This is a genomic window from Cellulosimicrobium cellulans, from assembly GCF_007679345.1.
In the GTDB taxonomy this organism is placed as follows: domain Bacteria; phylum Actinomycetota; class Actinomycetes; order Actinomycetales; family Cellulomonadaceae; genus Cellulomonas; species Cellulomonas cellulans_A.
On the sequence record NZ_VEGH01000016.1, the window covers coordinates 1 to 13,776 of the forward strand.

The following is a 13,776-nucleotide window of genomic DNA, read 5'->3' on the forward strand; positions in this document are numbered from 1 at the left end:
CGCCGGACTTCGCGACCACCCCGCCCCCCCCCGCACGGCGACCGAGTGGATCCGTTCGGACGGGCACGCCGGCGCGTGTCGGCCCGAGTGGATCCATCCGGGCGCGAGGCGGGTCCGGCACCGCCGCCGCTCCGCGCGCGTCCCGGCCCGCCCCACCGCGGCCCTAGGCTTCCGGGGTGACCACGCCCGACGCCCTCGACGCCCTCGACCCCGCCTGGCTCGCCCGCACCGTCGCGGTCGCCCTCGACGAGGACCTCGGCCCCGCGCCGGGCCGCGACGTCACGACCCAGGCCACCGTCGCCCCGGACGTCCCCGGCGTCGCCCACTTGGTGGCCCGGGAGGCGGGGGTCGTCGCCGGGCTGCCGGTCGTCGCCGAGGTGCTGCGCCAGGTCACCGACCGCCTCGGCCTCGCGCCGGCGACGGTCGACCAGCGGGTCGAGGACGGCACCGCCGTGGCCCCGGGCGACGTGCTGGCCGTGCTCACCGGCCCCGTGCAGGCGCTGCTGGTCGCGGAGCGCACCGCGCTGAACCTCGCGTCCCGCGCCTCCGGCGTCGCCACGCACACCCGCCGCTGGGCCGACGCCCTGGCCGGCACCGGCGCGCAGGTGCTCGACACCCGCAAGACCACCCCCGGCCTGCGGGAGCTGGAGAAGTACGCGGTGCGGCGCGGCGGCGGCACGAACAAGCGCATGGGCCTGCACGACGTCGCGATGGTGAAGGACAACCACGTGGTGGCGGCCGGCGGCGTGGCCGCGGCGGTCGAGGCCGTGCGCGCCCGGTTCCCCGACGTGGCGATCCAGGTCGAGGCCGACACGGTGGAGCAGGCGCTGGAGGCCGTCGCGGTCGGCGCCCGGTTCCTGCTGCTCGACAACATGCCGACGCCGGTCCTCGCCGCCACCGTCGAGGCGGTCCGTGCGGGGGAGGCCGCCACCGGGCGCGTCGAGCTCGAGGCCACCGGCAACCTCACGCTCGACCGGGCCGCCGAGGTGGCCGCGACGGGCGTCGACTACCTGTCGGTCGGGGCGCTCACGCACTCGTCGCCGATCCTGGACCTGGCGCTGGACCTGGTCGAGGGAGTCCGCGCCCCCGACCCGGCGGCGTGACGGCCGGGGGTCCGCCCGCTCGGTAGGATTCCGGCGTGACCGAGCCCCAGCAGACGCCCGCCGTCCCCGCCGCCGACGACCTCCCCGAGCAGCTCCGGGTCCGGCGCGAGAAGCGGGACCGGATGCTGGCGGAGGGCGTCGAGCCGTACCCGGTCGGCGTCCCCCGCACGCACACCATCGCCGAGGTCCGCGCCGCGCACCCCGACCTGGAGCCCGGCCAGGAGACCGAGGACGTCGTCGGCGTCGCCGGCCGCGTCGTGTTCCTGCGCAACACCGGCAAGCTGTGCTTCGCCACGCTGCAGGACGGCGAGGGCAACCGGCTGCAGGCGATGCTGAGCCTGGCGAACGTCGGCGAGGACCGGCTGGCCGCGTTCAAGGCCGACGTCGACCTGGGCGACCACCTGTTCGTGCACGGCACGGTCGTGGCGTCCCGCCGCGGCGAGCTGTCCGTGATGGCCGACGCCTGGACGCTGGCCGCGAAGTCGCTGCGCCCGCTGCCGAACCTGTACGCGAAGGGCGACGAGGAGGCCCCCGAGCTGTCCGAGGAGGTGCGCGTCCGCCAGCGGTACGTCGACCTCATCGTGCGCCCGGCCGCCCGCGACACCGTCCGGCTGCGCGCCGGCGTCGTGCGCTCGCTGCGGGAGAACTTCCACCGCCGCGGCTACCTCGAGGTCGAGACCCCGATGCTGCAGACGCAGCCCGGCGGCGCCGCGGCGCGCCCGTTCGTGACGCACATGAACGCGTTCGACATCGACCTGTACCTGCGGATCGCGCCGGAGCTGTTCCTCAAGCGCGCCGCGGTCGGCGGCCTGGAGCGCGTGTTCGAGATCAACCGGAACTTCCGGAACGAGGGCGCGGACTCCACGCACTCGCCCGAGTTCGCGATGCTGGAGGCGTACGAGGCCTACGGCGACTACGACACGATGGCCGCGCTGACCCAGGACCTGGTGCAGACCGCCGCGCAGGACGTGCTCGGGACCACGACGATCACGCTGCCGGACGGCGAGGAGTACGAGGTCGGCGGCGACTGGGCGCAGCTCACCATGTACGGCTCGCTGTCCGAGTCGCTCGGCGAGGAGATCACGCCCGAGACCTCGGTCGCGCACCTCCAGAAGATCGCCGACCGCCTCGACGTGCAGCTCGACCCGAAGCGGGTCAGCCACGGCAAGCTCGTCGAGGTGATCTGGGAGCACCGGGTGGGCGACCACCTGCACGCGCCGACCTTCGTGCGCGACTTCCCGGTCGAGACCAGCCCGCTGACCCGCGACCACCGCAGCATCAAGGGCCAGGTCGAGAAGTGGGACCTGTACGTGCGCGGTTTCGAGCTCGCGACGGCCTACTCCGAGCTGGTGGACCCGGTGATCCAGCGCCAGCGGTTCGAGGCGCAGGCGCTGCTGGCCGCCGCCGGCGACGACGAGGCCATGCAGCTCGACGAGGACTTCCTCGCGGCCGTCGAGTACGCGCTGCCGCCGACCGGCGGCATGGGGATGGGCGTCGACCGCCTGCTCATGGCCCTGACCGGCCTGGGCATCCGGGAGACGATCCTGTTCCCGCTCGTGAAGCCCCAGGCCTGATCGACGCGACGCCCGGCGGACCCTCGGGGCCGCCGGGCGTCGTCGTGAGCGGGCGTATTCTGGCGGCATGGACATCGGCCCCGCGCTAGCCGCGCTCATCCCGTCGGTCGGCGTCGGGGTGATCTTCTGGATCGCCATCCGGGCGCTCGTGAACGCCGATCGCACGGAACGCGCGGCATTGGCGCGGATGGATCGCGAGGACGCGGCCCGCGCGAATGAGGCGGAGAAGTCGACCGAAATCTGAACGAATGTCCACCCGTGCTTTGACGCGGGCCTTCCCGGCTGTCATGCTCTTTGACGAACGCACGTATTCACGCCGCTCGCCGACGGGGGCCTGCGACGGCGGCCGATGCTCGGGAGGGCGAAATGGCACAGAAGGTTCAGGTCCTGCTGGTCGACGACATTGACGGCGGCACGGCGGACGAGACGGTGACGTTCGCGCTCGACGGCGTGTCCTACGAGATCGACCTCACCAGCGCCCACGCGGCCGAGCTGCGCGACGCGCTGGGCACCTGGGTGGGCCACGCCCGCAAGGTCGGCGGCCGCGCGTCCTCGGGCCGTGGCAGCAGCGCCGGCAGCAGCCGCCCGCGCCGGTCCTCCGACGCCGGTGCCGTGCGCACCTGGGCCAAGGAGAACGGCTACGAGGTCTCCGAGCGCGGCCGCATCTCCGCCGAGATCCGCGACGCCTACGAGGCCGCCCAGGGCTGAGCCCCGCGGCACGCAGGACGGCCCGGCACCCCGCGTGGGGTGCCGGGCCGTCCTGCGTCCGGGCCGGCCGCGCGGGCTCAGCCGCGCGTGGCCGTGAGCTCGCGCACCGCGGCGTACTGCTCGCGGACGTGCGGGGCGGGGTCGGCCTCGTAGAGCTCGGACTCGCCCGCGGCGGTCCACGCCGGCGGCTGCTCCGACCCGCTCAGCACCCACGCCGCCTGCCGCGCGGCGCCGTCCGCCACGTACTCGCCCGGCGTCGGCACGGTCACGGCCGTCCCGAGGACGGCCGGCGCGATCCGCCGGACGGCCTCGGACTGGGCGCCGCCGCCGATGAGCGACACCCGCTCGACGGGCACGCCCTGCGCGCGCAGCGCGTCCAGGCCGTCGGCGAGCGCGCACAGCATCCCCTCGACCGCGGCCCGGGCCAGGTGCGCGGGGGTGGTGTTGGCCAGCCGCATCCCGTGCAGCGCGCCGGTGGCGTCCGGCTTGTTCGGCGTGCGCTCGCCCTCGAGGTACGGGACCAGCACGAGGCTGTCGGCGCCGGCGGGCGCGGACAGCGCGAGCCGCGACAGCCCCGCGTGGTCGACGCCGAGCATCCGCGCCGCGGCGTCCAGCACCCGGGAGGCGTTCAGGGTGCAGGCGAGCGGCAGGTAGGCGCCGGTCGCGTCGGCGAACCCCGTGACGAGGCCGGAGCCGTCGGCCGTCGGCGTGGCGGACACCGCGGACACGACGCCCGAGGTGCCGATGGAGATCGCGACGTCGCCGGCGACCATGCCGAGCCCGAGTGCGGCGGCGGCGTTGTCGCCCGCCCCGGCGCCCAGCGCCGCACCCGCCCGCACGAGCCCGGTGTCCCCGGCGACCCCCGCCGCCTCGCCCGCGCCGACGACCCGCGGCAGCACGACGTCGTGGCCGAGCGCCAGCTCCAGCAGGTCGCGGCGGTAGTCCTCGGTGAACGGCGACCAGTAGCCGGTGCCCGACACGTCGGACCGGTCGGTGGTGAGGGCCGTCAGGTCGGCGTTGCCCGGGCCGTACCCGGCGAGCCGCCAGGTCAGCCAGTCGTGGGGGAGCGCGACGGCGGCGACCCGCGCCGCGGCGTCCGGCTCGTGGTCGCGCAGCCAGCGCAGCTTCGTCACGGTGAGCGAGGCGACCGGCACCGACCCGATCGCGTCGGCCCAGGCCTGCGGCCCGCCGAGCTCGTCGATCAGCGCCAGCGCGGACGGCGCGGACCGGGTGTCGTTCCACAGCAGCGCGTCGCGGTCGACCTCGCCGTCGGCGTCGAGCGCGACCATGCCGTGCTGCTGCCCGCCGACCGCGACCGCGTCGACGTCGTCGAGGCCGCCGGCGTCGCGCACCGCGGTCTGCAGGGCGTCCCACCAGTGCCGCGGGTCGATCTCGGTGCCGTCGGGGTGCGACGCGCGGCCGGAGCGCACCAGCGCCCCGGTGCCGGCGTCGCGCACGACGACCTTGCAGGACTGGGTGGAGGAGTCCACCCCGGCGACCAGGCCCATGCTGCTTCCTCGCTCTTGCTGGTAGGGGAGAAGCGCCGAGGTCGAGGGTTCCACGCGAAACCGGGGGCAGGAACCCTCGACCTCGCCGGAAACCCTCGACCTCGGCGGTGGTGCGTGCGTCAGCGGGCGCCCAGGGCGTGCTCCAGGGCCAGCTGGTTCAGGCGGACGAAGCCGAAGCCGCGGGCGGCGACGCCCTCGACGTCGAAGTCCTCGTACGCGGACCGGTCGGCCAGCAGGTCGGCCAGGGTCTCGCCCTCGCCGATCGTCGGCTGCGAGAGCTCGAGCACGCCGGACGCCTCGAGGGCCTCCTGGACCTCCGGGTCGGCGCGGAACGCCTGCGCGCGCTCCTTCAGCAGCAGGTAGGTCGCCATGTTGGCCTTGGCCGACTCCCACACGCCGTCGAAGTCCTCGGTGCGGGACGGCTTGTAGTCGAAGTGCCGGGGGCCGTCGTAGCGCGGGCCGCCGGACGGGAAGCCGTTCTCGATCAGGTCGACCGTGGCGAACGCGGAGAACAGGTCGCCGTGGCCGAACACGAGGTCCTGGTCGTACTTGATGGACCGCTGGCCGTTCAGGTCGATGTGGAACAGCTTGCCGGCCCACAGCGCCTCGGCGATGCCCTGCGTGTAGTTGAGGCCCGCCATCTGCTCGTGGCCGGTCTCCGGGTTCAGGCCGACGATGTCGCCGTGCTCGAGCTTGGCGATCAGCGCCAGGGCGTGGCCGATGGTCGGGAGCAGGATGTCGCCGCGGGGCTCGTTCGGCTTGGGCTCGATGGCGATCCGGAGGCCGTAGCCCTTCTCCTTGATGTACGCGGCGACGGTGTCGATGCCCTCGGCGTACCGGTCGTGCGCGGCGTTCAGGTCCTTGGCGGAGTCGTACTCCGCGCCCTCGCGGCCGCCCCACATCACGAACGTGTCGGCGCCGAGCTCGGCGGCCAGGTCCACGTTGCGGATGACCTTGCGCAGGCCGTAGCGGCGCACGCGGCGGTCGTTCGAGGTGAACGCGCCGTCCTTGAAGATCGGGTGGCTGAACGTGTTGGTCGTGACCATCTCGACCGTGATGCCGGTGTCGGCCAGCGCCTGCTTGAACCGGCCGAGGATGCGCTCGCGCTCGGCGTCGTCGGAGCCGAACGGCACCACGTCGTCGTCGTGGAACGTCACGTGCGCGGCGCCGAGCTCGGCGAGCTTGTGCACCGACTCCACCGGGTCGAGCCACGGCCGGCTCGCGGAGCCGAACTGGTCCTGGGCGTTCCAGCCGACGGTCCAGAGACCGAAGGAGAACTTGTCGTCGCGGGTGGGCGTGCGCACCATCGTCTGCTCCTCATCGAGTAACCCTGCGGGGTTTGTCTTGTGAGTGAACTTATACGCGGGACCGGCTAGGGTCAACCGCGTGACCGACCCCGCCGCCGCGCCGCCAGAGGCGCCCGCCGTCGACCCCGGCGCGGCCCGCCCGGCCGCCGCCGGCCCGGCCGCGCGCCGTCGGGTCCCGGCCCGGCAGGGCTCGCTGCGGGAGCACAACCTGGCCCTCGTGCTCCGGCACGTGCTGGACGCCGCGGGCCCCGCCGCGGCGGACTCCACGGGGGGCGCCGCGCCCGCCGCGCCGCCGTCCCGCGCCGACGTCGCCACCGCGACCGGGCTGACCCGCGGCGCGGTGTCCGCCCTGGTCGACCTGCTGATCGGCGCCCGCCTGGTCGACGAGCTGCCGCCGACGGCCACCGCCCGCGCGGGCCGGCCCGCGGTCCCGCTGGTCCCGGCGTCCGGCACCGTCGTGGGCCTGGGCGCCGAGGTGAACGTCGACTACGTGGGTGTGCGCGCGCTCGACCTCGCCGGGCGGGTGCTCGCGCACCGGGAGACCCGCGGCGACTACCGGCACAGCGACCCCGAGCGGGTGCTCGGCGTGCTGGCCGCGCTGGTGGGGGAGGTGCGCGCCGCGCTGCCCGCCGGGGCGCGGCTGGCCGGGATGTGCCTGGCGCTGCCCGGCCTCGTCGACCGCGGCACGGGCCCGCTGCGGCTCGCGCCGAACCTGGGCTGGCGGGACGTCGACGTCGTCGCGCTGCTGGCCGGCCACCCGGAGGTCGACGGCCTGGGGGTGCGGCTGGCGAACGAGGCGAACCTGGCCGCGCGGGCCGAGGCGCGCGCCGGGGCCGCCGGGCAGTCGTTCCTGTACGTGTCGGGCGAGGTCGGCATCGGTGCCGCGATCGTGCTCGACGGCGAGGTGTTCGCGGGCCGGCACGGCTGGAGCGGCGAGCTCGGCCACACCGTCGTCGACCAGCAGGGACCGCGGTGCACCTGCGGGGCGCGCGGCTGCCTGGAGCAGTACGCCGGCAAGGACGCGCTGCTGCGCGCCGCCGGCCGGGACGTCGAGGAGCCGGTCGAGGCGCTGCTCGCCGCGGCCGACGCCGGGGACGAGCGCACCGCGCGGGCGCTGCGGTCGGCGGGGGAGGCGCTCGGGGTGGCGCTGGCGAACTTCGTCAACCTGGTCGACGTCGAGGCCGTCGTGCTCGGCGGGATCTACGCGCCCCTGGCGCCGTGGCTGACGGACGCCGTGGTGGCGCAGCTGCGGTCCCGGGTTCTCGCGGCGGCCTGGGCGGACGCGCGCGTCGGCGTCGCGGCGGGCGGGGAGCACGCGGCGATGGACGGGGCGGCGCTGGTCGTCCTCCGCGCCGTCGCCGACCACCCGGCCGCCTGGCTGCCCGCGCCCGCCGCCTGACCGCCCGGCCCCGCGACCGCCCGGCCCCGCCCGGCCCGGGCGGTCGCGGGGCGTCGGTGGCGTCGCCTACAGTCCTCGCCGTGACGGAGCACCTGCGCGACCTGTGGATCGGCACCTACCCCTCGGCCGGCGCGGGGACCCCCGCCGGGCTCGGCGAGGGCATCTGGCGGGTCGGCCTCGACGCGGGGACCGGGCGGCTCGCCGACCCCGTGCTCGTCGCCGAGACCCACGCCCCCTCGTTCCTCGCCGTCGACCGGCGGGCCGGCGTGCTGCTCGCCGTCGCCGAGCACGCGGCGGGCGCCGTGGCGGCCTTCCGCGTCGGCGCCGGCCCGGACGGCCGCCCGACGCTGACCGCCGCCGGCACCGCGAGCAGCGGCGGCGACGACCCGTGCCACGTGCTGATCGACCCCGCCGGGCGCGTCGCGTACGTCCCCAACTACTCGTCGGGCTCGCTGGCGGTGCTGGAGCTCGGCCCGGACGGCCTCGCCGCCGCCGAGCCCGCGCAGGTGCTGACCCACACCGGCTCCGGCCCGGACGCCGACCGCCAGGAGGCGTCGCACGCGCACTTCGCGGCGCTCACCCCCGACGGCGCGCACCTGCTGGTCTGCGACCTCGGCACCGACGAGATCCGCCGGTACCGCCGCGACCCGGGCACGGGGCTGCTGACCGAGGACGGCATCGCCGCGACCCTCCGCCCGGGCGCGGGCCCGCGGCACCTGGTGTTCTCCGCCGACGGCCGGATCGCCTACGTGGCCTGCGAGCTCGACGTGACCGTCGCCGTGCTCGCCTGGGACGCCGCGACCGCCTCCGGCCGGGTGGTCCAGCACGTGCCCGCGGCCGAGGACGGCACCGGGACCGGCTCCGGCGGGCGGCCGCTGCCCTCGCACATCGACCGGGCCGGCGACCGCGTCCTCGTGGCGACCCGCGGCACCGACGTGCTCGCGACGTTCGCGCCCGGCCCCGACGGCACGCTCGCGCCCGCGGGACAGACCGCGCTGCCGGGCGCCTGGCCCCGGCACTTCGCGGTCGTCGAGGGCTGGACGGTGGTCGCCGACCAGCGCGGCGACTCGCTCACCGTCCTGCGGGACGGCGCCGTCGTGTCGACCGTGGCGCTGCCGGCCCCGGCGTGCGTCGTGCCGGCGTGACCGCCGTGCCGGGGGCCGCGGCCCCGCGCACCCTCCCGCCGCTGCTGCCCGGGCCGCACCTGCGCCGGCTCGACGTGATCACGGTCGTCGCGACGTTCGGCGGCCTGCTGTTCGGCTACGACACCGGCGTCATCAACGGCGCGCTGGACCCGATGGTCGCGGACCTCGGGCTCACCCCGGCCACCGAGGGCCTGGTCACCAGCAGCCTGCTGGTGGGCGCCGCGATCGGCGCGCTGCTGTGCGGCCGGCTGGCGGACCGGGTCGGCCGGCGGCGGACCCTGGTGGTGCTGGCGGTGGTGTTCTTCGCGGGGGCGCTCGGCAGCGTCGTCGCCCCGTCGTTCGAGGTCATGGCGGCCACCCGGTTCGTGCTCGGGCTCGCGGTCGGCGGCGCGTCGGTCACGGTGCCGGTGTACCTGGCCGAGCTGGCGCCCACCGAGCGCCGGGGCGCGATCACCGGCCGGAACGAGATCGCCATCGTCGTCGGGCAGCTGGCGGCGTTCGTGGTCAACGCCGTCATCGGCACCGTCTGGTCGGACCACGCCGGCGTCTGGCGGTACATGCTCGCGGTCCAGGCCGTGCCGGCGGTCGCCCTGTTCGTCGGGATGCTCCGGATGCCCGAGTCACCCCGCTGGCTGCTGTCCCGCGGGCGGGACGACGACGCGCTCGCGGTGCTGCGCCAGGTGCGCGACCCCGGCCGCGCCGCCGCCGAGCTGCTCGAGGTCCGGACGCTGGTCGCGCACGAGCGCGCCGACGCCGTGCGCGGGCAGGGCGGCTGGTCCGAGCTCCGGCTCGCGTGGGTGCGCCGCCTGGTGCTGATCGGCGTCGGCGTCGCCGTCGTCAACCAGCTCGGCGGCATCAACGCGGTGATGTACTACGGCACCCAGCTGCTCCGGGAGTCGGGGTTCAGCGGCGACGTGGCGCTCGTGGCGAACGTGCTGAACGGCGTGTTCTCGGTGCTCGGCATGCTGATCGGCCTGCGCCTGATCAACCGGGTCACGCGGCGCGGGCTGCTGCTGGTCGGCCTCACCGGCATCATCGCGTCGCACCTGATGATCGCCCTGTGCTCGGCGGCGCTCCCCGAGGGCACCGCCCGGTCGGTCGCCGTGACGGCGTTCCTCGTGCTGTTCGTCGGGTTCAACCAGTCGTCGGTCGGGCTCGTGTGCTGGGTGATCCTCGCGGAGCTGTTCCCGCTGCGGGTGCGCGGGTTCGCGATCGGGCTGTGCGTGTTCTGGAACTGGGCGGCGAACGCCGTCATCTCCGGGTTCTTCCCGTCCGTGGTGGCGGGCATCGGCGTCAACGGGACGTTCCTGCTGTTCGCGGCCGTGAACGTGCTGTCCTGGCTGTTCGTGCGGTTCGTGCTCCCCGAGACCCGGGACCGGTCGCTGGAGCAGCTGGAGGAGGACTTCCGGGCCGCACGCCCCTGACCGCCGGGGCCCGGCGGCGCCCCGGATCCCGCCCGGACGGTCGGGGTCCCGTGTGCGGGACCCCGCGCATGGCCGACAATGGGGGAGTCCCGTCGATCATCCGTCCCCCCCCGGAGCCGCGTCGTGCCGCACGATCCGCAGCGCATCGCCATGCTGTCCGTGCACACCTCGCCCCTGGACCAGCCGGGCACCGGCGACGCGGGCGGGATGAACGTCTACATCGCGGAGCTGGCCCGGGCGCTGGCCCGGCGCGGCGCGGCGGTCGAGATCTTCACCCGCGCCACCTCGTCCGCGCTCCCGGACTCCGTCCACCTGGACCCCGACGACGACCGGGTCCTCGTGCACCACGTGCCGGCCGGGCCGTACGAGGGGCTGGACAAGAACGACCTGCCCGGCCAGCTGTGCGCGGTGACCGCGGGCGTGCTCCGGGTCGGCGCCACCCGGCCCGCCGGCTGGTACGACGTGCTGCACAGCCACTACTGGCTGTCCGGCCAGGTCGGCTGGCTGGCCGCCGAGCGCTGGGACGTCCCGCTGGTGCACACCATGCACACGATGGCCCGGGTCAAGAACGCCGCGCTCGCGCCGGGGGACAGTCCCGAGCCGGCGACGCGGGTGATCGGCGAGGAGCAGGTGGTCGCGGCCGCCGACGCGCTGGTCGCGAGCACCGCCGAGGAGGGCCAGGACCTCGTCGGCATGTACGACGCCGACCCCGAGCGGGTGCACGTCGTCGCGCCGGGTGTCGACCTCAGCACGTTCCGGCCGCGCGCCGACCGCGCCGCTCTGCGCCGGGACCTCGGGCTGCCCGTCGACCGGGACGTCGTCGTGTTCGCGGGCCGGGTGCAGCCGCTCAAGGCGCCCGACGTGCTGGTGCGGGCGCTGGGCGTGCTGCGGGCGACCGGGCGGCCGGTGCCGCTGCTCGTGGTGCTCGGCGGCCCGAGCGGCCGCGCGACCGCGCTCACCGAGCTGCAGGCGCTCGCCGCGACGTCGGGGGTGGCGGACGACGTGCGGTTCCACCCGCCCGTCGAGCGCGCCGACCTCGCGCGGTGGTTCGCCGCGGCCGACCTCGTGGCCGTGCCGTCGCGCAGCGAGTCGTTCGGGCTGGTGGCCGTCGAGGCGCAGGCCGCCGGCACCCCCGTCGTCGCGTCCGCGGTCGGCGGGCTGCGGTCCGTCGTGCAGGACGGCGTCTCCGGGCGGCAGGTCCGGGGGCACGACCCGGCCGTGTGGGCGGACGCGCTGGCGGCGGCGCTCGCCGACCCGGCGTCGCGCACGGCCTGGCGGGCGGGCGCCCGGCGGGTGGCCGAGCAGTACGGCTGGGACGCGACCGCCGAGCAGGTGCTCAAGGTCTACGCCCTGGCCGCCGAGCGCCGCGCGCGCCTCGCGGTCTGATCCCTCAGGCGGCGACCGGCTCCAGGACCAGGACCGGGATCACCCGGGACGTGCGGGTCTGGTAGTCCGCGTAGTCGGGGTACGCCTCGACCGCCCGCGCCCACCACAGCTCGCGCTCCGCGCCCTCGACCTCGCGCACGGTGTAGTCGCCCTTCGCCGGGCCGTCCTGCAGCTCGACCAGCGGGTGGGCCAGCAGGTTGTGGTACCAGACCGGGTGCGTCGGCGCGCCGCCCAGCGACGCGACCACGGCGTACACGCCGTCGTGCTCGACCCGCATGACCGGGATCTTGCGCACCTTGCCCGACTTCGCCCCGAGCATGGTCACGACCACGACGGGCATCCCGCGCATCGTCGTGCCCCGCGTCCCGCCGGAGCTCTCGATGAGCTCCACCTGCTCGCGCGAGCGCTGGTCGGTGCTGGGCTGGTACTCCCCGGTGATCGGCATGCCCCGTGCAACGCCCGGCGGGGGTGCGCGTGTTCCGCGGGCCGAACGTCCCCCGACGCGCGGGCGCGCGGTGCGGCAGGATGGGACCCATGACCTACACCCTCGTTCTGCTCCGCCACGGCGAGAGCGAATGGAACGCGAAGAACCTGTTCACCGGCTGGGTCGACGTCGCGCTGTCCGAGAAGGGCGTCGCGGAGGCCAAGCGCGGCGGGACGCTGCTGACCGACGCCGGCGTGCTGCCGGACGTCGTGCACACGTCGCTGCTGCGCCGCGCCATCACGACCGCGAACTACGCGCTCGACGCCGCGGACCGGCTGTGGATCCCGGTCAAGCGCTCGTGGCGCCTGAACGAGCGCCACTACGGCGCCCTCCAGGGCAAGGACAAGAAGCAGACCCTCCAGGAGTACGGCGAGGAGCAGTTCATGCTCTGGCGCCGCTCCTACGACGTCCCGCCGCCGGACATCGAGCTCGGCTCGGAGTTCTCGCAGGACAGCGACCCGCGCTACGCCGGCGAGCCGATCCCGCGCGCCGAGGCGCTCAAGCAGGTGCTCGACCGCGCCCTGCCGTACTGGGACGCCGAGATCGTCCCCGACCTGAAGGCCGGGAAGACCACCCTGGTGGCCGCGCACGGCAACTCGATCCGCGCGATCGTCAAGTACCTCGACGACGTGGACGACGCGACGATCGCCGGGATCAACATCCCCACCGGCATCCCGCTCGTCTACCACCTGGACGAGGAGACCCTGAAGCCGACCAACCCGGGCGGCACCTACCTCGACCCCGACGCGGCCGCCGAGGCCATCGCCGCGGTCGCGAACCAGGGCCGCTGACCGGCAGCACGCAGCACGCGCGACGGGGCCCGGTCCGACACCTGTCGGACCGGGCCCCGTCGTCGTCCCCGGCCGCCGACGCACGCGCCTCGCGATCCGCCGAGGTTGCAGAAGATGCGGGGTTCAGCGCGCCGAACCCCGCATCTACCGCAACCTCGGCGGCCGGCGGCCGGCGGCCGCCCGCGCGGCGACGTCAGCGGGTGCCGGGGGCGTCGCTCGCGAACTCGCCGGTCACCAGGTACACGATGCGGCGCGCGACCGAGACGGCGTGGTCGCCGAACCGCTCGTAGTACCGGCCGAGCAGCGTGACGTCGATCGTCTGCTGCGGGGTGCCCGTCCAGGACCCGCCGAGCAGGACGCGGAACGTCTCCTCGTGCAGCGAGTCGAGCAGGTCGTCGTCGCGCTCGATGCCCTCGGCCTCGGTCAGGTCGTGCGACGTGAGCACCTGGGTGGTGCGCTGGGCGACGCGGCGCGCTGCCTCGTTCATCTCGGTGAACACGCCGGTCAGCGCCGGGTCGATCGCGGCGTTCGGGTACCGGCCGCGGGCCACCTGCGCCACGTGCCGGGCCAGGTCGCCCATCCGCTCGAGCGTCGCGCTCATCCGCAGCGCCGACACGACGACGCGCAGGTCGGTGGCGACCGGCTGCTGCTGGGCGAGCAGCAGGACGCAGCGCTCGTCGAGGTCGCGCTCCAGGGCGTCGATGGCGAGGTCGTCGGCGATCACCGACTCCGCGAGCGCCAGGTCCTGGCGCAGCAGCGCCTCGCCGGCCGCGCCGATCGCGTGCTCCACCCGGCGGCTCATCGCCACCAGGTCGTCCCCGAGCTGCTTGAGCTCGGCCTCGAAGATCTCCCGCATGGCTTCCTCTCGTTCGCGCGCCGGTCGCGCGCGGGCGTGCGTGGGTGCACCAGTCTGGTCCCGGCCGCCCACGCTCGCACGCCTGGGTGAA

General features: G+C 75.6%; 13 protein-coding genes. 9 read left to right on the forward strand and 4 right to left on the reverse strand.

Annotated elements, in window-relative coordinates:
- The first annotated feature begins 176 nt into the window (after positions 1–176).
- The 4 genes from nadC to FS882_RS17800 all read left to right on the forward strand — a co-directional run bounded on the left by nadC (position 177) and on the right by FS882_RS17800 (position 3,385).
- Positions 177–1,103 (forward strand): carboxylating nicotinate-nucleotide diphosphorylase, encoded by a 927-nt coding sequence (gene nadC, locus FS882_RS17790; protein WP_158375093.1) that lies wholly within the window; start codon positions 177–179, stop codon positions 1,101–1,103.
- A gap of 35 nt (positions 1,104–1,138) precedes the next feature.
- Entirely contained in the window at positions 1,139–2,677 is a 1,539-nt protein-coding gene (gene lysS, locus FS882_RS17795; RefSeq protein WP_158375095.1) for a lysine--tRNA ligase, read from the forward strand.
- Between the two features lie 67 nt (positions 2,678–2,744).
- Positions 2,745–2,921, forward strand: a complete 177-nt coding sequence (locus tag FS882_RS21125) for a hypothetical protein (protein WP_187365355.1) — start codon at positions 2,745–2,747, stop codon at positions 2,919–2,921.
- 122 nt (positions 2,922–3,043) lie between these two features.
- Positions 3,044–3,385, forward strand: coding sequence for a histone-like nucleoid-structuring protein Lsr2 (locus tag FS882_RS17800; protein ID WP_158375097.1), 342 nt, complete (start codon positions 3,044–3,046; stop codon positions 3,383–3,385).
- A 77-nt stretch (positions 3,386–3,462) separates the two neighbouring features.
- Here FS882_RS17800 and xylB read toward each other — a convergent pair whose 3' ends face one another.
- Complete coding sequence (gene xylB / locus FS882_RS17805; protein ID WP_158375099.1) at positions 3,463–4,893, reverse strand: xylulokinase; 1,431 nt, start codon at positions 4,891–4,893, stop codon at positions 3,463–3,465.
- A gap of 119 nt (positions 4,894–5,012) precedes the next feature.
- Positions 5,013–6,200 carry a xylose isomerase gene (xylA, locus tag FS882_RS17810; RefSeq protein WP_147795461.1) on the reverse strand — a complete coding sequence of 396 codons (1,188 nt, stop codon included), beginning with the start codon at positions 6,198–6,200 and terminating at the stop codon, positions 5,013–5,015.
- A gap of 79 nt (positions 6,201–6,279) precedes the next feature.
- On the opposite strand from xylA, the gene FS882_RS17815 reads away from it, so the two are divergent.
- The 4 genes from FS882_RS17815 (at position 6,280) to mshA (ending at position 11,554) form a co-directional block, all read left to right on the forward strand.
- Complete coding sequence (locus FS882_RS17815) at positions 6,280–7,599, forward strand: ROK family protein (protein ID WP_158375101.1); 1,320 nt, start codon at positions 6,280–6,282, stop codon at positions 7,597–7,599.
- A gap of 80 nt (positions 7,600–7,679) precedes the next feature.
- Positions 7,680–8,744, forward strand: coding sequence for a lactonase family protein (locus tag FS882_RS17820; RefSeq protein ID WP_262348395.1), 1,065 nt, complete (start codon positions 7,680–7,682; stop codon positions 8,742–8,744).
- Positions 8,741–10,168, forward strand: coding sequence for a sugar porter family MFS transporter (locus tag FS882_RS17825; protein ID WP_158375103.1), 1,428 nt, complete (start codon positions 8,741–8,743; stop codon positions 10,166–10,168). Before FS882_RS17820 ends, FS882_RS17825 begins: the two co-directional genes overlap by 4 nt.
- Before the next feature lie 150 nt (positions 10,169–10,318).
- On the forward strand, positions 10,319–11,554 hold the full coding sequence (mshA, locus tag FS882_RS17830; protein WP_262348399.1) for a D-inositol-3-phosphate glycosyltransferase: 1,236 nt from the start codon (positions 10,319–10,321) through the stop codon (positions 11,552–11,554).
- A 4-nt stretch (positions 11,555–11,558) separates the two neighbouring features.
- Here the strand turns inward: mshA and FS882_RS17835 are convergent, their stop codons facing one another.
- Complete coding sequence (locus FS882_RS17835) at positions 11,559–11,999, reverse strand: nitroreductase family deazaflavin-dependent oxidoreductase (RefSeq protein ID WP_158375107.1); 441 nt, start codon at positions 11,997–11,999, stop codon at positions 11,559–11,561.
- Positions 12,000–12,088: 89 nt separating this feature from the next.
- On the opposite strand from FS882_RS17835, the gene FS882_RS17840 reads away from it, so the two are divergent.
- Positions 12,089–12,829 carry a phosphoglyceromutase gene (locus tag FS882_RS17840; RefSeq protein WP_158375109.1) on the forward strand — a complete coding sequence of 247 codons (741 nt, stop codon included), beginning with the start codon at positions 12,089–12,091 and terminating at the stop codon, positions 12,827–12,829.
- A 193-nt stretch (positions 12,830–13,022) separates the two neighbouring features.
- On the opposite strand, the gene phoU is transcribed toward FS882_RS17840, so the two are convergent.
- Entirely contained in the window at positions 13,023–13,685 is a 663-nt protein-coding gene (gene phoU / locus FS882_RS17845) for a phosphate signaling complex protein PhoU (protein ID WP_158375111.1), read from the reverse strand.
- Positions 13,686–13,776 lie beyond the last annotated feature (91 nt).